Annotated in this window: 20 protein-coding genes; 11 read left to right on the top strand and 9 right to left on the bottom strand. The window is 74.9% G+C overall.

Annotated features, from left to right (window positions below; genetic code table 11):
• Window positions 1–328 precede the first annotated feature (328 nt).
• The 4 genes from ACIQTO_RS34435 to ACIQTO_RS34420 all read left to right on the top strand — a co-directional run bounded on the left by ACIQTO_RS34435 (window position 329) and on the right by ACIQTO_RS34420 (window position 3,463).
• Window positions 329–898: a hypothetical protein gene (locus ACIQTO_RS34435; RefSeq protein WP_402396606.1), complete on the top strand. Its 570-nt coding sequence runs from the start codon at window positions 329–331 to the stop codon at window positions 896–898.
• A gap of 135 nt (window positions 899–1,033) precedes the next feature.
• Window positions 1,034–1,810: a LamB/YcsF family protein gene (locus ACIQTO_RS34430; protein WP_402396604.1), complete on the top strand. Its 777-nt coding sequence runs from the start codon at window positions 1,034–1,036 to the stop codon at window positions 1,808–1,810.
• An 85-nt stretch (window positions 1,811–1,895) separates the two neighbouring features.
• A complete protein-coding gene (gene pxpB / locus ACIQTO_RS34425; protein WP_402396601.1) occupies window positions 1,896–2,507 on the top strand; it encodes a 5-oxoprolinase subunit PxpB in 612 nt (203 codons plus the stop codon).
• 68 nt (window positions 2,508–2,575) lie between these two features.
• Window positions 2,576–3,463 (top strand): biotin-dependent carboxyltransferase family protein, encoded by an 888-nt coding sequence (locus ACIQTO_RS34420; RefSeq protein ID WP_402396617.1) that lies wholly within the window; start codon window positions 2,576–2,578, stop codon window positions 3,461–3,463.
• A gap of 122 nt (window positions 3,464–3,585) precedes the next feature.
• Here the strand turns inward: ACIQTO_RS34420 and ACIQTO_RS34415 are convergent, their stop codons facing one another.
• From ACIQTO_RS34415 to ACIQTO_RS34405, 3 genes are all read right to left on the bottom strand, one after another.
• Window positions 3,586–3,885, bottom strand: coding sequence for a hypothetical protein (locus ACIQTO_RS34415; protein WP_402396598.1), 300 nt, complete (start codon window positions 3,883–3,885; stop codon window positions 3,586–3,588).
• 94 nt (window positions 3,886–3,979) lie between these two features.
• Window positions 3,980–4,996 carry an aminoglycoside phosphotransferase family protein gene (locus ACIQTO_RS34410; protein ID WP_402396595.1) on the bottom strand — a complete coding sequence of 339 codons (1,017 nt, stop codon included), beginning with the start codon at window positions 4,994–4,996 and terminating at the stop codon, window positions 3,980–3,982.
• A gap of 143 nt (window positions 4,997–5,139) precedes the next feature.
• The gene (locus tag ACIQTO_RS34405; protein WP_402396592.1) at window positions 5,140–5,910 is read right to left on the bottom strand and encodes an alpha/beta fold hydrolase; all 771 of its coding nucleotides are present in this window, start codon (window positions 5,908–5,910) and stop codon (window positions 5,140–5,142) included.
• A 162-nt stretch (window positions 5,911–6,072) separates the two neighbouring features.
• Between ACIQTO_RS34405 and ACIQTO_RS34400 the strand changes: the two genes are divergently transcribed.
• Window positions 6,073–6,603 carry a PadR family transcriptional regulator gene (locus tag ACIQTO_RS34400; RefSeq protein WP_402396589.1) on the top strand — a complete coding sequence of 177 codons (531 nt, stop codon included), beginning with the start codon at window positions 6,073–6,075 and terminating at the stop codon, window positions 6,601–6,603.
• Window positions 6,604–6,925: 322 nt separating this feature from the next.
• On the opposite strand, the gene ACIQTO_RS34395 is transcribed toward ACIQTO_RS34400, so the two are convergent.
• Window positions 6,926–7,519, bottom strand: a complete 594-nt coding sequence (locus ACIQTO_RS34395) for a DUF4396 domain-containing protein (RefSeq protein WP_402396586.1) — start codon at window positions 7,517–7,519, stop codon at window positions 6,926–6,928.
• Between the two features lie 145 nt (window positions 7,520–7,664).
• Here ACIQTO_RS34395 and ACIQTO_RS34390 point away from each other — a divergent pair, with 145 nt between their 5' ends.
• On the top strand, window positions 7,665–8,360 hold the full coding sequence (locus ACIQTO_RS34390) for a class I SAM-dependent methyltransferase (RefSeq protein WP_402396583.1): 696 nt from the start codon (window positions 7,665–7,667) through the stop codon (window positions 8,358–8,360).
• A gap of 254 nt (window positions 8,361–8,614) precedes the next feature.
• Entirely contained in the window at window positions 8,615–9,457 is an 843-nt protein-coding gene (locus ACIQTO_RS34385) for an undecaprenyl-diphosphate phosphatase (protein ID WP_402396614.1), read from the top strand.
• A 171-nt stretch (window positions 9,458–9,628) separates the two neighbouring features.
• Here ACIQTO_RS34385 and ACIQTO_RS34380 read toward each other — a convergent pair whose 3' ends face one another.
• Entirely contained in the window at window positions 9,629–11,137 is a 1,509-nt protein-coding gene (locus tag ACIQTO_RS34380) for a HEAT repeat domain-containing protein (RefSeq protein WP_402396580.1), read from the bottom strand.
• A 323-nt stretch (window positions 11,138–11,460) separates the two neighbouring features.
• On the opposite strand from ACIQTO_RS34380, the gene ACIQTO_RS34375 reads away from it, so the two are divergent.
• Window positions 11,461–11,913: a hypothetical protein gene (locus ACIQTO_RS34375; protein ID WP_402396577.1), complete on the top strand. Its 453-nt coding sequence runs from the start codon at window positions 11,461–11,463 to the stop codon at window positions 11,911–11,913.
• Window positions 11,914–11,991: 78 nt separating this feature from the next.
• Here ACIQTO_RS34375 and ACIQTO_RS34370 read toward each other — a convergent pair whose 3' ends face one another.
• A complete protein-coding gene (locus ACIQTO_RS34370) occupies window positions 11,992–13,473 on the bottom strand; it encodes a hypothetical protein (protein ID WP_402396575.1) in 1,482 nt (493 codons plus the stop codon).
• Between the two features lie 475 nt (window positions 13,474–13,948).
• On the opposite strand from ACIQTO_RS34370, the gene ACIQTO_RS34365 reads away from it, so the two are divergent.
• Window positions 13,949–15,163 (top strand): phosphotransferase, encoded by a 1,215-nt coding sequence (locus ACIQTO_RS34365; protein ID WP_402396572.1) that lies wholly within the window; start codon window positions 13,949–13,951, stop codon window positions 15,161–15,163.
• A gap of 51 nt (window positions 15,164–15,214) precedes the next feature.
• On the opposite strand, the gene ACIQTO_RS34360 is transcribed toward ACIQTO_RS34365, so the two are convergent.
• The 3 genes from ACIQTO_RS34360 to ACIQTO_RS34350 all read right to left on the bottom strand — a co-directional run bounded on the left by ACIQTO_RS34360 (window position 15,215) and on the right by ACIQTO_RS34350 (window position 18,286).
• Window positions 15,215–16,459 carry an acyl-CoA dehydrogenase family protein gene (locus ACIQTO_RS34360; RefSeq protein ID WP_402396569.1) on the bottom strand — a complete coding sequence of 415 codons (1,245 nt, stop codon included), beginning with the start codon at window positions 16,457–16,459 and terminating at the stop codon, window positions 15,215–15,217.
• A 326-nt stretch (window positions 16,460–16,785) separates the two neighbouring features.
• Complete coding sequence (locus ACIQTO_RS34355; protein ID WP_402396567.1) at window positions 16,786–17,280, bottom strand: hypothetical protein; 495 nt, start codon at window positions 17,278–17,280, stop codon at window positions 16,786–16,788.
• Window positions 17,281–18,046: 766 nt separating this feature from the next.
• Complete coding sequence (locus tag ACIQTO_RS34350) at window positions 18,047–18,286, bottom strand: DUF397 domain-containing protein (RefSeq protein ID WP_402396612.1); 240 nt, start codon at window positions 18,284–18,286, stop codon at window positions 18,047–18,049.
• 300 nt (window positions 18,287–18,586) lie between these two features.
• Here ACIQTO_RS34350 and ACIQTO_RS34345 point away from each other — a divergent pair, with 300 nt between their 5' ends.
• Together ACIQTO_RS34345 and ACIQTO_RS34340 are read left to right on the top strand one after the other, a co-directional pair.
• Window positions 18,587–19,126, top strand: coding sequence for a PTS-dependent dihydroxyacetone kinase phosphotransferase subunit DhaM (locus ACIQTO_RS34345; protein WP_402396564.1), 540 nt, complete (start codon window positions 18,587–18,589; stop codon window positions 19,124–19,126).
• A gap of 124 nt (window positions 19,127–19,250) precedes the next feature.
• Window positions 19,251–20,180 (top strand): NAD-dependent epimerase/dehydratase family protein, encoded by a 930-nt coding sequence (locus ACIQTO_RS34340; protein ID WP_402396561.1) that lies wholly within the window; start codon window positions 19,251–19,253, stop codon window positions 20,178–20,180.
• The last annotated feature ends 78 nt before the right edge of the window (window positions 20,181–20,258 follow it).

The following is a 20,258-nucleotide window of genomic DNA, read 5'->3' as shown; positions in this document are numbered from 1 at the left end:
CATCTCGAAGCGTGGAGAACGGCCGCCTCCGCCGTCCCGGGAAGAACCGCAGATCAGCAGGTCGGGTGACGTGCGAGGTTAAACGAAAAGCTGAGGGTCGCGGTGAGCGGGGCCCGGCGCCGGGAGGACGGACTCCGACGGCGCCGGGCCCCGCTGCGTGCACGGGGTGTCGGCCGTGCCGCAGCTCGTCGGCGGGGTCGCCCCCCCCCCCCCCCCCGAGGCTGCCCCGGGGGGCGAATTGAACGCGTTCAATTCACCGGTCTAGAGTCGGTCCCGTGCAGGTGGGACGACCAGTCCCACCTCCTCGTCGGCATGGGGGTCGACCGGAATGAACGGCACGTCCGAGAACCTGACCGAAAGCCCGCTCGACAGTGAGCGGGCCACGCTGCGACGGGTGCGGTGGTGGCTCCGGGCCTTCGTGGTCTGCCTGGTCCTGAGCGGCCTGACGGCCTTCCCGCTGGAGACCGAGACCCGGTGGCTGGCCGACTTCGCGGCCGGCCCCGCGGCCCCGGTCACCGACCACCTGCCGGCCCTGCGGGAGTGGATCGAGCGGACCCGCGACGGCATCGCCGACACCAATGCCCGCTACCCCTTCCTGGCCTACGGCACCGACTGGCTGGCGTTCGCGCACCTGGTGATCGCGGCCGCGTTCTGGGGGCCGATCAAGGACCCGGTGCGCAATGTCTGGGTGATCCGGTGGGCCGTCCTCGCCTGCGCGGGCGTCATCCCGCTGGCCCTGGTCTGCGGGCCGCTCCGCGGCATTCCGCCGTACTGGCGATTCATCGACATGTCGTTCGGCATTGTCGGGGTGCTGCCGCTGCTCGTCGTGCTGCGCCTGCTCCGGCCGCTGGAGCGGCCCACCGGTACGACCGCCGGTACGACCGCCGCGGCCGGCTGAGCCGTCCGGGGGAACGCCCGGGCACCGCGCACGCCGGTGCACCGGGCGGCGACCGGGCCACGACCGGGCGGCGGCGACGGCCGTCACGCGCAGGCCCTACGATCTGGCTCAACAGCTGCTGGGAGGCGGACGGGCGTGGCCGATGCGGTGATCGATCTCAATGCGGACCTCGGTGAGGGGTTCGGACGCTGGACGCTGACCGACGACGAGGCCCTGCTCTCCGTGGTGACCAGCGCCAACGTCGCCTGCGGCTTCCACGCCGGAGATCCGTCCACCATGCGCCGGGTCTGCGCGCTGGCCGCCGAGCGCGGCGTGCGGATCGGCGCCCAGGTCTCCTACCACGACCTGGCCGGCTTCGGCCGGCGGGCGATGGACGTCCCGCCGGAGGAGCTGGCCGACGAGATCGCGTACCAGATCGGCGCCCTCCAGGTGTTCGCCCGCGCGGCCGGCTCCCGGGTCTCCTACGTCAAGCCGCACGGCGCCCTCTACAACCGGGTGGTGACCGACGCCGAACAGGCCGAGGCCGTGGTCGCGGGCGTACTGCGGGCCGGGGCGGTCTGCGACGGCCCGCTGCCCGTCCTCGGCCTGCCCGGCTCCCGGCTGCTGGCCGTCGCCGAGGGCGTCGGGCTGCCGGTGGTCACCGAGGCGTTCGCCGACCGCGCCTACACCTGGGCCGGCACCCTGGTCCCGCGCCGGGAACCGGACGCCGTCATCCAGGACCCCGAGACGGTCATCACCCGGGCGGTCGCGATGGCCCGGGACGGGGTGGTCGAGGCCGTCGGCGGCGAGCCGATCGGCGTCGAGGCGCGCTCGCTGTGCGTGCACGGTGACACGCCCGGTGCCGCCCAGCTCGCCTGGCGGATCCGCGGCGCGCTCGCCTCGGCGGGCGTGCGGGTGGAGCCCTTCGCGTGATGGCCGGAGCCGTTCGCGTGACGGGTGGAGCCCCGAGGACGACGGCCGGGGCGCCCGGGTGAGCGGCGGGCCGCTGATCCGGGCGGTGGGCGATCGCGCGCTGCTGGTCGAGGTCGCCGGGACGGCCGAGGTCGGCGCGCTCTACGGCTGGCTGCGCGAACGCCGGGCGGCGGGCGGGCTGCCCCCGGTGGAGGAGATCGTCCCGGCCGCGCGGACCGTCCTGCTCGACGGTGTGACCGACATCCCGGCCCTGGCCGCCCTGCTGCGCACCGCCCGCCCGTCGGCGGCCGACGCGGCCCCCGGCCCCCTGCTGGACGTGCCGACCGTCTACGACGGCGCCGACCTCGACGAGGTGGCCGCACTCTGGGGGGTCTCGCCCGAGGCGGCCGTCCGGATCCACACCGCGCCCGAGTACGTGGTCGCCTTCTGCGGCTTCGCCCCCGGCTTCGGCTACCTCACCGGCCTGCCGCAGCGGTACGAGGCACCGCGCCGGGCCACCCCCCGCAGCTCCGTCCCGGCCGGCTCGGTCGCCCTGGCCGGCCCCTACACCGGCGTCTATCCGCACTCCTCCCCCGGCGGCTGGCAACTCCTCGGCCGAACCGGCCTGCCCCTCTGGGACGCCTCCCGCGAACCGGCGGCCCTGCTGGCCCCGGGCGTGCGGGTCCGCTTCACCGCGGTGCGCGGCGGTGCGCGGTGACGGCGGCGCGTGAACCCTCGGCCGTCGGTGAACCGCCGGGCGGCCGTCGCTCGTCGGTCGCCCGTGCGCTGCTGGTCGTCCGGCCCGGGCCGCTGACCACCGTGCAGGACCTCGGGCGGCGCGGCGTCGCCCACCTCGGCGTGCCCCGGGCCGGCGCGCTCGACGAACCGGCGCTGCACGCCGCCAACCGCCTGGTCGGCAACGAACCCGGCGCGGCCGCGTTGGAGACCACCCTCGGCGGGGTCGCCGTACGCGCGCGCGGGACGGTCGTCCTCGCCGTCACCGGCGCCCCCGCCCCCGTGCGGGTGGACGGGCGGACCGCCGCCTGGGGCGCACCCGTCACCGTCCCCGACGGGGCCCTGCTGGAGGTCGGTGCCGCCACCCACGGCGTGCGTTGCTACCTCGCGGTGGCGGGCGGGATCGCCGTGCCGCCGGTACTCGGCAGCCGCTCGGCCGACCTGCTCTCGGGGCTCGGCCCGGCTCCACTGGCCGCCGGTGACGTGCTGCCGGTCGGGCCTCCCCCTCCACGGCGACCGGTGCCCGGACCGCTGTCGCTGCCCGACCCACTCGCGCTGCCCGACCTGGTGCCGCTGCCCGCTCCCCCGACGGAACTGGTACTGCGACTGCGGCTCGGACCGCGCGCGGACTGGTTCGCGCCGCGGTCGGTCGCCCGGCTCGCCCAGGACAGCTACCGGGTGGCGCCGGCCAGCAACCGGATCGCGCTGCGCACCGAGGGCCCCCCGGTCGCCCGGGCCGTCGACGGCGAACTCGCCAGCGAGGGCATGGTGTTGGGGGCCGTCCAGATCCCCCCGGACGGCCGACCCGTGGTCTTCCTGGCCGACCATCCCACCACCGGCGGCTATCCCGTCGTGGGCGTGGTGCCCGCCGCCGACCTCGCCGCCGCGGCCCAGGCCCGCCCGGGAACGCCGCTGCGGTTCATGCTGCTGCGGGGGTGAGCGCGGTGGCCGGCGGGACGCCCCCGGCCACCGCGCCCCGACCGCCCCACGCGCCACCCGACCGCCCCACGCGCCACCCGACCGCCTCACGCACCACCCGGGCCTCCCGCCCCGCCCGAGCCTCAGTCGAAGCAGGTCGGGCAGGACTTGGTGGCGACCCGGTCGCAGTTGCCGGCGGTGGCCCGCAGGGGCTGCGTACGGGTGACGTGGTAACCGGAGACCGGCTCGGTCACCCAGCCGTACTGGGGAGCCGCGAGGATGCTCTCCGTGAGGTGGAAGCACCCCGGGAGATGGGCGTAGCCGGTGGGCGAGACGATGGCCGTCGCCCCGGGCGGCCAACCCACCCAGGCGGCGCCGAGCTCGGCCCTGCCGCGATCGAGGCGCGGCGCCGACCCGTCGGCCGGGCAGTCGCACCACGACATCTCACACCGCTCACACCAATCGGCACCCACGCCCGACCCCTCCCCTAGGACGGGTGGATCCTACTGACCCCCGGAGGTGACTTTCACCTCGGGTTCACCGCGTCAACAAGGCTTCGGCGACAAGGCGTTGAGCGGGGTCGACGGCCGTCCGACCGTCCTCGACGTCCCAGAGGGCGTTCTGGAGGACACGCGCCAGGGTCCAGCGGGCGGCCCGGGCCCGGTCGAGGGCCAGGACGTCGGTCATCAGGTCGAAACGGCGGCGGAGGGCACGCCGGACGTCACCGGTGGCGACCAGGTCGGCCCAGCGGTTGTGAAGGGCCGGCAGGAGTTCGAAGCCCGGGTCACCGGCGAGCGGCTTCGGATCGATGGCCAGCCAGGGCGCGCGGCCGTCGGAGCCCGGCGGGGCCAGCACATTGCCGTAGTGCAGGTCCCAGTGCAGCAGGCGGTCGCCCGGCTCGGGCCGCACCTCGCGGAGGGCGGCGGCACAGTCCGCGACCAACCGGCGGTCGGCCGGGTCGGCCAGGGCCCCGAGTGCCGCCGGGACCAGGGCCAGCATCGCGTCGGAGACATCGGCCACGTGCCGCAGTCCCGGCGGAGCCTGGTGTTCGGTCAGGCCGGCCAGCAGCTCGGCGAGGACGCGCAGGGCGGCCAGGTCGTCCACGACGGTGTGCAGCGATCGGTCCGGGTCCAGGCGTTCGAGCAGCATCGAACCGGTGGCCGGGTCGTGGGCGAGCAGGTGGACGGCGCCCCGCCCGCCCCAGGCGCGCAGGGCCATCGGCTCGCCGACGGTCTCCTCGTCCACGGGCTGGAGCTTGAGCGCACCGGGTGTGCCGTCCGCGCGCAGCACCGGCACGACGAGTCCGACCACGCCGTGGGCGGCCGCGCCGGCGGGGCGCAGCCCCCAACGCTCCATCAGTTCGGCGGCGAGCGCCGGGAGCCGGGCCGACCAGCGGCGGCCGGCTTCCCCGAGGCAGTCGGCCAGCGAGGCGTCCAACGCCTCCGGCACCTTGATCGGCACCGCGCCGGGCGCGGGCGGAACGGCGCTCGGGACAGCGTCCGCCCCCTCGTTCGGGCCGGCCTTCGGGCTGACGTTCGGGCTGACGTTCGACATGGCGGACGGCTCCGGGACAGGGGCGAAGGAACAGAACCGGGCCACCCGCACCGGGTGGCACCGACTGCCAGGGTGGCACGACACCGCGAGGTGGCACGATCTGCCACCCCGGCATCACCTGCCACGGGGGCCCGGCCCGCCACTCAGGCGCGACGTGCCAGCGCCGTGGACGCGGCCACCGCGAAGCTCTCCGGATTGTCGAACATGATGTTGTGACCGCAGTCCGGGATCGCCACCACCTCGACCCCCGACTCGCGCAGCCGCTCCGCTCCCGGCAGTTCACCGTCGCCGCGCGGATACAGGAACGCCCTCGGGAAGTCCATGCCGAGCAGGAGTTCCCGCACGGTCGGCACGGTGTTCCGGACGGAGTGGACCGCGCTGCGGTGGAGGGCCTCGGGGCCGGCCAGCCGCATGGTGGACCACCAGAGCGGCCCGACCCACCTGCCCACCTCCTCCCGGCCGCCGGCCAGGAACTCCTCCTCGCCGAAGGTCGCGATCCCGCTGCTGCCGGGACTGCGGACCGGCACGCTCGGGTCGAGGTTGGAGTCGACCAGCAGCAGGTTCGCGACCAGCCGGGGGTGCCGGTGCGCGAGAACGGTCGCCACCGAGCCACCCATGCTGTGCCCGACCAGCTCGACGCCCGCCACGCCGGCCTCGTCGAGCGCCGTCGCCACCGCGTCGGCATGGGCCTCCAGCGTGTACGGGAAGTCGGCCGGCCGGTCGCTGATCCCGAAGCCCAGCAGGTCGAGCAGGAGCGAGCGGCGCCCGGCCAGCAGTGGATGCGCCGCGGCGGCGGCGAAGTAGACGGGCGAACTGGCACCGAGGCCGTGCAGATAGACCCGGGCCGGCTCGGCACCGGACACCTCCACCCAACGGATCCGGTCCTTGTTCGGGGTCACGATGGCCTGACGCACGGTCGTACTCCTTCTCGGGGCAGGGCAGGGCGACGGGGCACGACAGGGCAACGAGGCCGGCGGGCGGCGTCGCGTCGCGGATCCTCGCGACAGCAGGACCATACCTCGACATCGAGGTATAACGACAGCGAGATACAGCGGTCGATCTGAGAGAGTGGCCCCATGCTGAAGCTCGCGATCCTCGGATTCCTCCGCGACCGGCCACTGCACGGCTACGAGCTGCGCCGCCACCTCGCCGCACTCACCGGACACGTCCGGCCGATCAGCGACGGCACGCTCTATCCCGCGATCAAACGACTGGAGACCGACGGCCTGCTGGTCCGCACGCCCGAGCCGGGCACCGCGGCCGCGCCCCGGCACACCCTCCACCTCACCGGGGCCGGCCGGGCCGCGCTGCTCGACCGACTCCGCGATCCGGAGGACCTGGACATCAGCGACGAGAACCGCTGGTTCACCCTGCTGGCGTTCCTCCGGCACCTCGACAACGAACCGGAGGCACAGGCCGCCGTACTCCGCCGCCGACTCGCCTTCCTCAGCGAACCGGCGAGCTTCTTCTACGACGGCGCGCGCCCGGTGGGCGCCGAGGAGGTCGACGACCCGTTCCGGCGCGGGATGCTGCTGATCGCCCGCGCCACCACGGAGACCGAGCTGGCCTGGCTGCACGACACGCTGGCCGACCTCGACCGGACCTGACCCGGCCGGCCGGACGCCGGCCGACCGAGCGCGAACCCGCACACCAGGAGTCCGGCCGATCACACGCGCAGCGGCGGAGCCGTGGGGCCCCCCCCCCCCCCCCCGGGGGGGGGGGGGCCCCGCGCCCCCCCCCCGGGGGGGGGGCCCCGCCCCCGGGGGGGGGGGGGGGGGGCCCCCCCCCGGCCCCCCCCCCCCCCCCCCCCCCCCCCCCCCCCCCGCCGCGCCGCCCCCCCCCCCCGCGGCGGCGGCCCCCCGCCCCCCCCCCCCCCCCGGGGGGGGGGGCGCGCCCCCCGGCCCCCGCCGGCCGGGAGCGGGCCGCCGCTCAGTGCTGGTGGTGGGCGTGGACCACCGCGTGGCCGCGACCGCGGCCGATCATCCACTTGTTGACCGGCACGGTCAGGGCGAACGCGAGGACGAGCGAACCCGCCAGGGCCACCCAGAACAGCGCGTCACCGAGACCGGCGTCCATCGCCCCCGGGACGGTGACCATCACGGTGTTGTCGATCAGCTCCATGACCAGGATCGACACGGTGTCCGCCGCCAGCGCGACCTTCACCGCGGCGCGGACGTCCAGACCGGCCCCGAGGACACCGCGCATGGTCAGGGCGTAGCCGAAGAGGAAGGCCAGCAGCACCGAGAGCATCACGGTCGCACCGTTGTGCAGGCCGAGAGCGGTGCCGAGGATCATGCCCAGGATCTCGCCGATGGCGCACCCGGTGAGGCAGTGCAGGGTCGCCTGCGCGGCCGTCCGCCAGCTCGCCCCGCCGCCGTGGCCGGCCCCGTGCCCGGCGTGCCGCCCGCCGTGCTGCTCAGCGTGCCCGTCATGGCCGTGCCCGTCGTGGTCGTGGGCGTGGCCCTGTCCGTGATCGTGCCCGTGGCCGACGTGCTGCCGCTCGTGCCCTGCGGGATGTGCCATGTCGTCCTCCGCTTGCTCCGGCGCTGTGCCCTCGGTTCGTCATCACTGAACATATACCCCCTGGGGGTATCTGGCAACGGTCGACGACACCCGGTTCGAACACCGCCCTCTTCCCTGCGCCGGCCCGCCGTGCTCCGATGGACGCATGGCCGATGAACGACGCGACGGGTACGACGGAACGGGACCGGGCGCGATCACCCCGGACGGCAGCGCGGTCGAGCTGTACGGCCGGCTGCCGGCGAACGGCGAGCCGGAGGTGATCGGGCGGGCGGTGCCGGCCGGCGCCCGCATCCTCGAACTGGGCTGCGGCGTGGGCCGGATGACGCACCCCCTGCTCGACCTCGGCTTCACGGTGACGGCCGTGGACGAGTCCGCGGAGATGCTGGCCCGGGTGCGGGGAGCCCGGACGGTGCGCAGTCCGATCGAGCGGCTGGACCTCGCCGAGCGGTTCGACGTCGTCCTGCTCGCCTCCTTCCTGGTGCACGCGGGCGACCCGGCCGTCCGGCAGGGCCTGCTGGACACCTGCCGGCGGCACGTCGCGGACGACGGCCTGGTACTGCTCCAGCGCGAGGGCGAGGGCTGGCAGCGCGACGTGCCGCGCGAGCGTCCGCTGGGCCGGGACGGGCTGGTACGGGTGGCCTCGGTCACCCCGATCGGCGGCGGGGTGAACTCCGTGCACGTCGCGTACGAGTTCCCGGACGCGCGCTGGACCCAGACGTTCCTGTCCCGGCCGCTCGACACCGCCGAGTTCGAACAGGCCCTGGCCGACGCCGGCCTGGCGGTGGACGCCTACCTGACCGAGGACCGGACCTGGGTGCGGGCCCGGCCGGCCACGGGCTGAGCGGAGCGGGCGGCGCGGCGCGGGGGCGCAGCGCCCCGGGGCGGGGGCGGGGCGGGGGCGGAGGCGATGCTGTCACCTTCACCGCGTACCATCAGGCGCGCGCCGGGCCCCGCGCGGCCCGAGCGGCGGGCGGGACCGGCGGTTCGCATGCCATCGGCATGTGCCCCGTGCATGCCGTCGGCATGTTCCCGCACCGACCAACAAGGACCGCTGATGCTCATCGAGCGACGGATACCCCGGGCGGGTGTCCGGTGATCAACTGGTTCCACGGAGCCGTCCTCGGCCTGATCCAGGGTCTCACCGAATTCCTGCCGATCTCCTCCAGCGCCCACCTGCGGGTCTTCTCGGCCCTGCTGGGCTGGGACGACCCGGGCGCGGCGTTCACCGCCGTGACCCAGCTCGGCACCGAGTCCGCCGTGCTGATCTACTTCCGCCGCGACATCGCCTCGATCGTGAAGACCTGGACGCTCTCGCTGTTCCGGCCGGCACTACGCTCGCACCAGGATGCCCGGATGGGCTGGTTCGTGATCATCGGCACCCTGCCGATCGGCATCCTCGGCAAGCTGTTCCAGGACAGCATCGAGACCAATCTCCGCGATCTGCGGGTCATCGGCACCACGTTGATCGTCTTCGGTCTGGTGCTGGCGGTGGCCGACCGCACCCGGGCCGTCCGGCACGCCAAGCCGATCACCGACCTGACCCTGCCGCACGCCGCCGTCTACGGCATGGCCCAGTCGCTGGCGCTCATCCCCGGCGTCTCGCGCTCCGGCGGCACCATCAGCGCCGGTCTGCTGCTCGGCTACAGCCGCGAGGCGGCCGCCCGGTACTCGTTCCTGCTCGCGATCCCGGCCGTACTGGCCTCCGGCCTGCTGGAACTGTTCAAGATCGGTGAAGGGCCGGCCCCGGCCTGGGGGCCGACGGTGCTGGCCACCCTGATCGCCTTCGTGGTCGGCTACGCGGCGATCGCCTGGTTCCTGAAGTACATCTCCCACAACAGCTTCATGCCGTTCGTGGTGTACCGGGTGGCGCTCGGCATTCTGATCATCGTCCTGGTCAGCATCGGCACCCTGGCGCCCGACGCCGGCGTGGTCAAGTAGCGGCCCGGCACGGCACCACGGAGCCGGGCGACACCGGCACCGGTGCGGTACGACGCGGTGAAGTAGAACGCGGTTCCACCAGTACGACGAGGCGGGCCGGGCACCCGATCAGGTGCCCGGCCCGCCTCGTCGTACCCGTTCCGGCCGTTCGCCGCGGCCTCGGTCCAGGACCTACCGGCTTCGCTCGCGGGCGGCGGTCAGCCGGCCGCGCACGGCGGCGTGGACCTCGGCCTCCTCGGCCGGGTCGGCCGCGAGGCGGCGCAGGCGCTCCAGCACGCGGGCGTCGCCGGTGGTGGCGACGTGCCTCGCGGCGAGCTCCCGGGTGGACTCCTCGCAGTCCCAGAGGCACTCGACGGCCGGGCCCTCGGGAAAGGCGACGTCGGTCGCGGCGAGCGCGCGGGCCGCGCGGCCGCGCAGCTCCGAGGAGGCGGCCTCGCCGTAGATGTGGCGCAGGACGGGGACGGCCTCGGCGGCGGCCAGCCGCCCCGCACCGTCGACCAGCGACCCGAGCCCGGGACCGCCGACCCCGCGGACCGAGATCCAGCGGCGCAGCCCGGCCACCACCAGCGCCGCGTCACCGCGCTCGCCGGCATCGGCCAGCAGCTGGACGGCGGCCTCGCCGAGGGCGCTGTCGGCGCCGCCGGTCGCCGGGTCGGCCCAGCGGCGGGCGTGGGCCAGCGCCTCGGGGCCGCGCATCCGGCCGACCAGCTCCAGGGCGGCGCGCACCGTCCGGTCGTCGACATCGGCGGCGGCGGCCTCGATCAGGCCGGCGGCGGCCGGGTCCTGCTGGTCGACCAGGTAGCGCAGGGCGGCCCGGCGGGCGCCGGGCAGTCCGTCGCGGGCGGCCTCCAGCACCGCGGGGCGGTCCTCGGGGCGCACCACGGCGGCCAGGCAGCGGGCCGCCGCGGCGGCCCGGCGGTCGACGGCGTCGGGGCCGGCGGGATCGCCGGCGTCACGGGCGGGCTCCGGGCGGTCGGGCCGGCCGGCGAAGGCGGCGGCGCCGACGCCGCCGAGCTCGCCCTGGTCGGCCCAGGCGAGCACGTCGGCGGTGGACCAGCCCGGGGTGACACCGCTGCGGTTCAGCTGGCGCTGCCAGAGGTCGAAGGGGGACTGCTCGCTCGCCGCGGCCACCCGCGGGTGGTAGGCGGCCCAGAGCCGCCAGGGCCTCGGCTCGTACGCGCCGCGGATGAACTCACGCAGCTCGGCGTCGCCCTCGGGGCCCGGGGGGAACCTGTCCAGCACCGCGGTCCCGAGCAACAGCAGGCCGCGGTCGTCGTCGCGCAGCGCGAGCTCGTCCAGCGCCCAGGCCCAGTTGGCACCGGTGGCGGCGTACTCGCGCAGCATCAGCAGCGCGTCGCGCCGGCCGTACGCGGCGAGGTGGCCCAGCACGGACAGGGCGAGACCCGTGCGGTACTCGTCGTCGTCGAGGAGGTCCTCCGGATCGTGGAGGTGGTCCTCGATGCCGTCGAGCGGCGCCTCCAGTTCCATGTAGAGGCGCGCGTAGTAGAGGGAGCGGTTCTCGACCTGCCAGTCGGCTCTCGGGTCCCTGGTGACGCACTCCTCGAGCGCGGCGATGGCGTCGGTGCGGTCGGCGGCCAGCGCATGGAGCTGCCCGTCACCGCGGCCTCGCTGAAGGAGGCCAAGGAGGCTGGCACTGGGTGCTATCACTGGCTCGAACATGAGGTCAGCATCCGTTGCGGCGGTCGTAGTGGCAACGGGATTTCCGTCGCCGGGGTCACTGGTCGGTCCTGCGGTGGGCGCCCGGGCGCCGGAATCACCGAAGGTTACCGCCTCGGACACCTCGCCGCACACAGGGCGATGGACCCTCCCGCCGCACTGGCATATGCCGGAGGAATTTTGCCAGAGATCTGCCCAAATCCCCCACAGGGGTGACTCCGCTGTGCGACAGTCTTCTCACTGCTTTGACGGTTTCCCACCTCACGAGCACCCGGCAAACGCCCCTCGGTCACCTCCTCCACCGGCCTCGACCCGATCGGTTCGCCATGAGCATGTCTCTCCCCGCCGCCCGCCGGGCCGCCCGCCACGGCGATACCCGACGGACGGACGCCGGGGCGGACGACGGATCGGCGGGCGGCAGAGTGGACGGCACGGCGCAGGCGCCGTCCGGCCCGGTGGTCGGCTCCGCCGAGTGGGACCTGCTCACCGACGACGTCCGATGGTCCGCCGAGATGTTCCGGCTCCTCGGCTGCGACCCCGGGCACGGCCCGCTCAGCCTCGACCGGCTGCCCGACCGGCTCGCCGAGGCGGACCGGCCGCAACTGCGCCGGATGATGACCGACGCGCTGGTGCACGGCCGCCACGCCTTCGGCACGCTCCAGGTCTGCCACCCCGACGGCGCTCGCGGCACGGTCGAGTGCGCGGGCGAGCCCGTCCTCGGGAACGACGGCACCGTGACGGCGCTGCGCATGCTGCTGCGCCCCGTCGCCCCCGCCTGAATCCGTCCGGCCCCGGATCTTCCGGCCCCGAACCGTCCCGCCCGCGGAGCCGCGCTGCGCTGGGCGTGACCGGCCGGCTCAGGTGAGCTTCGGCCGGTTCTTGGTGTCCGCCTGCCGCAGCTCCCGCCCGAGCTGCGCGCGCAGCTCGTCCACCACCGGCAGACCCCGGTAGCGCGCGGTCAGCCGGTACATCTCGCGCAGCCGGTCCCAGGTGCGGTGCGAGGAGTTCTGGCCGATCAGGTTCATCACCATCTTGGCCTGGAACTCCGCCGCGTCGGGCTCCCCGGTGATCCAGTGCACCGAGGCGAGGGTGATCCGGTCGAACAGCGCCGAACGCAGCTGCCCCGTCCCCTCCCGCAGGCCGATCACCCGCTCGGCGTGGCGGCGCGCCTGCGCGGCCGCCGCCGGGTCGTGCTCGGCGAGGGTGCGCAGCACCAGCGCCTGCATCCCGCGCAGCTCGGCCTCGTCGAAGACCTGCATCCAGGACGGCGGCGGCTCGGACACGTCCTCGGCGAACAGGTCCTCGGCCTCGCCGAGCAGCCGCCAGGTGTCCTGCGAGTGCCCGATCGAGGCGTGCGCCCAGGCCTCCACCGTGTTCAGCATCGCCCGGGTTCTGGGCAGCACCCGCCCGCCGCTCGCCTTGGCCGCCGACATCAGGTCGAGCGCTTCGTCGGCCCGGCCCAGGTGCACCATCTGCCGGGCGGCCCGGGAGATCGCCTCACCGGCCCGGGGGCGGTCGCCGGCCTCCTTGGCCGACTCGGCGGCGATCATGAAGTACTTCTGCGCGGTCGGCTCCAGGCCGACGTCGTGCGACATCCAGCCGGCCAGCACCGCGAGGTTGGCCGCGACCAGCCACAACCGCTGCTCCACGAGCGGGCCGTGGCGGTGCGTCAGCAGTCCGCCCACCTCGTTGAGTTGGCCGACCACCGCCTTGCGCTGGAGGCCGCCGCCGCGCGCCGCGTCCCAGGCGCGGAACACCTGCACCGAGCGCTCCAGCGCCTCCACCTCGTCGAGCCCGACCGGGCCCGCGTCGTACACGTCCACCACCGGGCGGACGCCGCCCTGGGTGACGACCTGTCGGGGGCCGGGGGCCGTCGCCGCGTACGCGACGGCGTCCCCGCCCAGCCAGCCCTTGAGAGTGTCGGCGATGACCGCCCCGGTCGTGAGCGCGGCGCCCGCGCCCACCAATCCACGTCGGTTGAGCATGAGGTCCATTCCCGTGAACTCGGTGAGGACCGCGGCCGTTCGATCCGGCTCCCAAGGACGTGCTGCGGGCTGCGCCGCTCCGGTCCTGGTGGGCCGGTGTCGTTCCAGACCGAGGTCTTCAGTGGTGACGACACGGCCGAGCCGCTCCGTGAACACGGACGCCAGCACCCTCGGCACCGGATCGCGCGGGATCTCCCCCTGCTCGATCCACCGCCGGACCCGCGAGGTGTCGGTGGACAGCTGCTGCTGTCCCATCGCGGCACCACGCCGGTTGACCAGCCTCGCGAGCTCGCCCTTCGACCAGCCGGTCAGGACGAACAGATCAGCGAGTCGGGTGTTGGGTCCCCTGCTCAAGTGAAGCCCCCAGGTTCCTCGGCTGGTTCGAGGCTAGAGGCTCCGTCATGTGCCAGGCGAGCATTCGCCAGGCTTCGCCAGGGTCCGCCACATTACCAACCAGTGCCATCCGGGTGTGATGTAGAGGTGCGCCACCTCGCCCCTCGGGTCGGGCGGCGCTCCGGGCAGGTCGGGGGCACTCCCCCGACCGTGGCACGGGGCGTCCCCGGTCCTCACCCGAGGGGGTGGCGCGGCCGGGTGGCGCGGGGGCGCCGGGCACGGCCACGGCAGTCCGGTCGTCCGCATTCCCCAGGGTGCGGACGGCCGGAGCACCGCCGTAGCAAGGGGCTCCGGCCCCCGCGTCCGTGCCCGGCGCCCGCGCTCCACCCACCGCACCGAGACAGGGCCGCCGTCACGCCAGGAAGCACGCGGCACCGGCCCTCCCCGCACCGCGGGGCGCACCCGCCGACGGACAGAAAGGGACCACCCTCACCCCATGTACTCCTCAGCGACCTCCCCCACTCCGACCGCGAGCCGCACCGCGCTGCGCCCTCCGGGCGCGGCCGCCGGACGCCCCGGTCCGAAGCAGGTGCCGCCGCCGAGCCGCCCCGCGGTGCCGCGCGGCGCCGACGGTCGGAGCACCGACGCGCGGGGCCAGGCCGTCCGGACGGCGCTGGGACTGCGCGGCCCCGAGGCCGTCGTGCCGGTGGGCGCCCGGATGCCGGCCGTCCGGCCGGGCGACGGCCGGATGCTGCGCCCGCCGATGCGGCCGGGCCAGACCGGTGCGCCCGAGCGGATCGACCCGGCGGCGCTGCAGACCCCGGCGGTACGGGCCGCGCTGGCGGGTGTCGCCCGGATATGCCCCGCTTTCACCCCGCGCCAGGTGCTGCGCGAGGGGAGCCGCCACATCCTGGTGGCGGGCACCATCGGGCGGGCACCGGTGGTCGCCAAGTGCCTGGCCCCGCAGGCGGTGCGGAGTGAGCACTTCGAGCAGCTGGTCGCCGACTTCCACCACGAGGTCGCGGTCTACCGGGCCTTCGTCCGGCACCGCCCGCCGGTGCGGCTGCCCCGGCTGGTCGCGGCCGACCACGACCGCTGCGTGCTCGTCATGGAGCGCGTTCCCGGCCGGCCCGCCGCCCGGGAACGCCACCCGGTCAACGCGCCCACCCCGGGCGAGGTGCGGGCCCTGCTCACCGCCGTCCGCACGCTCAACCTGTGGCGGCCGCCGACCGACGTGTTCCAGCCGCGGCTGGACTACCAGTTGGAGATCGCCCGGTACCACTCGGTGGGCCAGCTCACCGACCGGGACGCCGGCGATCTGCGCGGCCTGCTGCACGGTCTGGGCCACACCCCGCTCCAGCTCTGCCACGGCGACGCCCTGCTCAGCAACATGCTGCTGGCGCCGTCCGGGCCGGTCCTGGTCGACTGGGAGCAGGCCGGCTGGTACCTGCCGGGCTACGACCTGGCCGTACTCTGGAGCGTGCTCTCCGGGGACACCGCCGCCCGCCGGCAGATCAGCCAACTCGCCCAGAGCGGCGGCACACTGGCCCGGGACGCGTTCCTGGTGAACCTGGTGCTGGTCCTGATGCGGGAGATCCGGCTGTACGACGTACCCGGTGCGGGCGAGGAGCAGCGGATCATGATCCGTCGGCTGTACGACGACGCGGCACTGGCCCGCCGGGCCGTCCGCGCCGCCGTCGGCACCCGCTGAGCGGAGCACGGGACCGGGCCGAGCAGCACGGGGCGGCCCGGTCCCGGCCGGTCAGGGGCGTCGCCCGCGCTCCAGGGCGGCACGGCCTGCGGCGTCCAGGACGGCCTCGTCCGGGGCGAAGTGGACCCGGCTGCTGAGGACGTCGCGCAGGTAGCGCTCCAGCGGGTGACGGCGGCTCAGGCCGGGGTTGCCGGTGAGCGAGACCGCCTGCTGGACGGCCGCCGTCGCCGCACGGGTGGCGAGCAGGTGCGCGGGGCCGGTCCGGGCGACGGCGTCCGGCTCGGCCCGGTCCACCCGGGAGGCCAGTCCGTTGACCAACTCCTCGGCGCCGATCAGCTGGGCCTCGATCTCGCCCAGCGCGCAGCGGTAGCGCGGCAGACTGCCGAGCGGCTCGGTCAGGTTCGCGGGGGTGCGCTGGTTCAGGAAGCGGACCAGCCACTGCTCGGCCGAGCGGGCCACCCCGAGGGCGACCGCGGACAGCGCCAGATCGTGCCAGGCACGGGTGAGTTCGGCGGCGGGCACCGGTGTCTCGGTCCCCTGCGTGCCGGCGGAGGCACCGGAAGCCGCGGCCCCGTCGCGGGCGGGCCCACCGGCCCGGCCGCTGTTCTTCGGGGAGGTGAGGCCGAGCGCGAGTTCGCTCGGCACCCGGACGGCGTCCAGCACCACGTCGTGACTGGCGCTGGCCCGCAGGCCGAGTTGGTCCCAGGTCGGGTCGACCTCGATGCCCTCGCTCTCGCCCCGGACCAGGAAGGTGCCGACGCGCGGCACCGGCTCGTCGGTCCGCGCGGTGACGGCCATCCAGGCCAGCGCCTCGGCACCGGCGCAGTACGTCTTTCGGCCACTCAGCAGCCAGCCGTCGCCGTCCCGTCGGGCCACCGTGGCCGGCAGCGCGCCGCCCTGGCCGCCGGGCTCCGCGCGCAGGGTGTTGACCAGGGCCGGCCCCCGGCGGGACTCGGTGAGCAGCCGCCGGTAGCCGGCCGTCGGCCAGCCCGCCACCCGGGCCTGCTCGGCGTGCTGCAGCAGGGTGAAGGCGGTGACCACGGCCACCGAGGCGTCCCCCCGGCCGAGTTGGGCGAGCACCCGGACGGTGTCGGCCAACGTGCCGCCGGGGCCGCCGTACCGTTGGGCGACGGTGAGAGTGAGCAGACCGGCCTCGTGCACCGCCTCGATGCCCTGGTAGGGGAAGGTGGCGTCGCGGTCGTGTTCCTCGGCGCGGGCCGCCAACAGGTCGACGACCCGGGGCAGCCCGGCCAGGGCCGCGGTGACGGGCGACTGATCGGCAGCGATGGTGGTCATGGTGCTGGGGCCTCCGGGCGGCAGCGTGGGCTCGGCAAGTGCGGGCGGCACGCCGGACGGCGCGCGGTACCGGTTGGCGGCCCCGGAAGTCAGCGGAAGACCCGCCCCCGGATCGGCGCCGGCCACTCGGCCGACCACCCGCCGCCTCGGGGGCGAATCCCCCTCAGCGGCACCGACACGCCGCGCTCGCGGTGCGCCGCAGGTCCAGGTAGCTGCGACGGGTCAGCAGCGGGAGACGGCACGACATGTTCGCGACTGTACGAAGCGATGATCGAAACCGTCAAGCAGCGCCCACGGCGCGGAACCGGCCCCGGCCGGGGCTCCGGTCAGCCTTGCTGGAACATGTCCGCCGGGAGCGGCTTGAGGAGCTGGTAGAGGTCGTCCGAAATCGGTCGGTCCCAGGAGGCGATGGTGACCTGGACGCCGTCGCTGCGCCCGAACTGGGAGCAGAACACCCGCCCCTCGCTGACCTTGACCTTCTTCACGATCAGCAGATCATCCCCGAGCAGCACCGGGAAGTCCTCCGCCGAGACGAACTCGACCGGTTCTTCGTTCTCCAGCGCCGCGAGCAGTTGACGGACCTCGAAGGGCACCTCGTCCCCGGTGTCGCGGGCCGGCGAACCGTCGGGGAGATTGCCGATGAACATCGCCGGGCCTCTGCCTCCGAACAGGTCATAGCGGAGGAAAATCCCCTGGCAGGAACCGTCCGGGCCGGTCATCATGGCCGCACCGAAGTCGCCGGGCCAGTCACCCGGGTCCATCGCGAGCACGTCGAAGTCCGGGCCGGCGGGCTGTCCGGAGCGACGGCGGAGAAAAGACATGGGAACATCGTACGTGCCCGGCACACCACTCTCGCGGGGTGGGTGGGGCCCTGGACGGAGATCCACGCTCAGAGACCAATGTTGACTCTGAGCAACCGTCCGGGCTACGTTCGGTTCAGCACGACAGCCGTTCTGGGTTTCACCCTCCGGGGGGACGGCATGTCGCAACGCGGCCCTACACGCGTTTCCCTCACTGTGCACATCGTCGTGCCGAACCGCTGAGCACCCAGCTTCGTCGTCGCACACAGCACAGCACACAAGCCAACATTTCCATGTCACACAAGCAAGGTCCGCGGGGCCCCGGCCCGTCGCTCCCGCGGATCTGCTCGGGACGCCGCCGCGTGGGGGCGTGCGGGTCCCGAGCACCCGGCACCGACGTCGAGTCGCTCTCGGCTCCGGTGTCAGCCTCCCGGCGACTGCCGGCCCCTTGTGGGCCGGGACCGGCCAACGCACCCCCGGTGCGCAGGGGATGACTGGGAGGCAGGTCCGGCATTGCTGCCGGGCTGCACAGCAGGCGCCGTGTCTGGCCGCGTGGGGGCGGTGGGCACGGCGTCTGCCTGTGCTCATACTCTGAGCTGCGCTTGTCTAACAGTCAACAGAATTTATGACCGGGTACGCTCAAAGAAGCGCATAAAGAGGTAAACGGGCCCCTCACAGGGCCCGTTCCGGCGTTCCTCCCCCGTTCCGGCGGGGCTCCGGCCGGTCCGCGCTCTCCGGCGGCCCGGGTCTCCGGGGCTCTCCGGCGGTCTTCGGCCGGCGGCGGGCCTCAGGTGAGGTCGAACTCGCCGTCCCGGGCGCCGAGGACGAAGGCACGCCACTCGCCCGGCGTGAACACCAGGACCGGCCCGTCGTCCTGGCGGCCGTCCCGCATGCCGATGTAGCCGTCCACGAAAGCGATCTGGACATCCCCGACCCCCTGGCTGCTGCACAGCCAGGTGGCCCCGGTGAAGTCCACCTTCGGCTTCCCGCTCGGCGCGAGCTCCGGTGCCACCACGGTCACCCCCACGCCCGCCTCCACGGCCGGTTCCACGTCAGTCCCGATATTGGCTGCCACTGCTGGTCTCCCTCCGACGGCTTTGCGAGACCAGCCTAGTCACCGTCGCCGGCCGGGTCAGCGGGTTGCCGAGGACTTCCCCGACCGGGGCCGACGCCGTACCGACGGGCCTCCCGGGGCGCCGTCCTGTGCTAAGGCTCACTTCCGGATCCGGGCCGGGCGCCGGGCGGAGAGCGTGTCCCGCCCCACCGGGCGCCGGCCGAGCTGCCAGAGTGTGGAGGGCCCGCACCCCGACGCCCCCAGGAGCAGCCGATGAGCCGCCGGGACGGCACCAGCGCCGATGTCATCCCCATCTCCGAGGCCCCCTCGGCCCACCCCCCGGCGCCCCGCACCCCGCCCGCGCGCACCCCGCTGCCCCGGCCGGCCTCCGGGCGGCCGCCCACGCACGGACGGGTCGGGATCGTCCTGGTCTCGCACAGCCAGGAGTTGGCCGCCGCGGTGCGCGCCCTGGCGCTCGCGCTGGCCGGCTCCGACGCCCCCGCCCCGGTCGCCGCGACCGGCGGCGACCCGCTCTCCGGTCCGGGCATCAGCGCCGTGCTGGTGGCCGCCGCCACCCGGCGGGTCGACCAGGGGCACGGGGTGGTGGTGCTCGCCGACCTCGGCAGCGCGGTGTCCACCGTCCGGGCCCTGCTCGGCGACGCGGACGAACACGGGCTGCCGTTCCCGGTCCGGTTCGCCGACGCCCCCTTCGTGGAGGGCGCGGTGGCCGCGGTCGCCACCGCCACGGCCGGCGGCGACCTCGCGGCGGTACTGGACGCGGCCGAGGAGGCGTACCGCCAGCACAAGGACTGAGCCGGGAAGGCCCCGGCCGCCAGGGCCGTCTCGGCGTTCCGCCCCACCGCGGGTGACCGCCCGGCTACCATCGGCACAGGGCCGGGCCGAGCGGGCCGGGCGCTGCGGAGGGGGAGCCTCAGCCATGCGCGTGGTCGTCACCGGCGGAGCCGGATTCATCGGGGCCAACCTGGTCCGGGCCCTGCTGGCCCGCCCCGAGGTGACCCAGGTCCGGGTGGTGGACGACCTGTCCACCGGCAGCAAGGCGAACCTGGCCGGCGTCGACGCCGCCCTGTTCGAGGGCAGCGTCCTCGACCGCGGCCTGCTGGACGAGGCGTTCGCGGGGGCCGACGCCGTGGTGCACCTGGCCGCGCTGCCGTCCGTCCCGCGCTCGGTCGCGGACCCGCTGGCCAGCCACCACGCCAACGCGACCGGCACCCTGGAGGTGCTGGAGGCCGCCCGCCGGGCCGGCGGGCCGTACGTGGCCGCCGCCTCCTCGTCCTCGGTCTACGGGGCCAACCGCGAACTGCCCAAGCGCGAGACCATGCGCACCGCGCCGATGAGCCCGTACGCGGTCAGCAAGCTGGCCACCGAGTCCTACCTGGCCGCCTACCACCACTGCTACGGGCTGGGCGTGCTGCCACTGCGGTTCTTCAACGTCTTCGGGCCGCTCCAGCCCGCCGGGCACGCCTACGCGGCCGTGGTGCCGGCCTTCCTGGACGCGGCCCTGGCCGGGCGGCCGGTGACGGTGCACGGGGACGGCGGCCAGAGCCGGGACTTCACCTACGTCGGCACCGTCACCCAGGTGATCACCGAGGCGGTGCTGCGCCGGGTGGTGCACGCCGATCCGGTCAACCTGGCCTTCGGCACCCGGACCTCGCTGCTGGAGCTGGTCACCACCATGGAGTCGGTACTGGGACACCCCGTCGCGGTGGCCCACACCGAGCCCCGGCCCGGCGACGTCCGGGACTCCCAGGCCGACAACGCGCGGCTGCGCGGGCTGTTCCCGGACATCCGGCCGGTGCCGCTGCGCGAGGGGCTGGAACGTACCGCGGAGTGGTTCCGCACGCTCTGAGGCCCGCCCGAGCCCGCCGGAGCGGCCCGGGACGACCGGGGCGATGCTGGTGCGCTCCAGATGGAGGGCACCGCGAAA

Origin of the sequence: Kitasatospora sp. NPDC091207 (assembly GCF_044768625.1) — a bacterium.
In the GTDB taxonomy this organism is placed as follows: domain Bacteria; phylum Actinomycetota; class Actinomycetes; order Streptomycetales; family Streptomycetaceae; genus Kitasatospora.
This window is presented reverse-complemented; position numbering and strand designations above follow the sequence as displayed.

Bases quoted from the DNA above. Each gene is read 5' to 3' on its own strand.
- ACIQTO_RS34435 (WP_402396606.1), top strand. From the start codon at position 329: ATGAACGGCACGTCCGAGAACCTGACCGAAAGCCCGCTCGACAGTGAG.
- ACIQTO_RS34395 (WP_402396586.1), bottom strand. From the start codon at position 7,519: ATGGCACATCCCGCAGGGCACGAGCGGCAGCACGTCGGCCACGGGCAC.
- ACIQTO_RS34390 (WP_402396583.1), top strand. From the start codon at position 7,665: ATGGCCGATGAACGACGCGACGGGTACGACGGAACGGGACCGGGCGCG.
- ACIQTO_RS34380 (WP_402396580.1), bottom strand. From the start codon at position 11,137: ATGTTCGAGCCAGTGATAGCACCCAGTGCCAGCCTCCTTGGCCTCCTT.
- ACIQTO_RS34375 (WP_402396577.1), top strand. From the start codon at position 11,461: ATGAGCATGTCTCTCCCCGCCGCCCGCCGGGCCGCCCGCCACGGCGAT.
- ACIQTO_RS34360 (WP_402396569.1), bottom strand. From the start codon at position 16,459: ATGACCACCATCGCTGCCGATCAGTCGCCCGTCACCGCGGCCCTGGCC.
- ACIQTO_RS34415 (WP_402396598.1), bottom strand. From the start codon at position 3,885: ATGTCGTGGTGCGACTGCCCGGCCGACGGGTCGGCGCCGCGCCTCGAT.
- ACIQTO_RS34345 (WP_402396564.1), top strand. From the start codon at position 18,587: ATGAGCCGCCGGGACGGCACCAGCGCCGATGTCATCCCCATCTCCGAG.
- ACIQTO_RS34355 (WP_402396567.1), bottom strand. From the start codon at position 17,280: ATGTCTTTTCTCCGCCGTCGCTCCGGACAGCCCGCCGGCCCGGACTTC.
- ACIQTO_RS34400 (WP_402396589.1), top strand. From the start codon at position 6,073: ATGCTGAAGCTCGCGATCCTCGGATTCCTCCGCGACCGGCCACTGCAC.
- ACIQTO_RS34340 (WP_402396561.1), top strand. From the start codon at position 19,251: ATGCGCGTGGTCGTCACCGGCGGAGCCGGATTCATCGGGGCCAACCTG.
- ACIQTO_RS34365 (WP_402396572.1), top strand. From the start codon at position 13,949: ATGTACTCCTCAGCGACCTCCCCCACTCCGACCGCGAGCCGCACCGCG.
- ACIQTO_RS34410 (WP_402396595.1), bottom strand. From the start codon at position 4,996: ATGTCGAACGTCAGCCCGAACGTCAGCCCGAAGGCCGGCCCGAACGAG.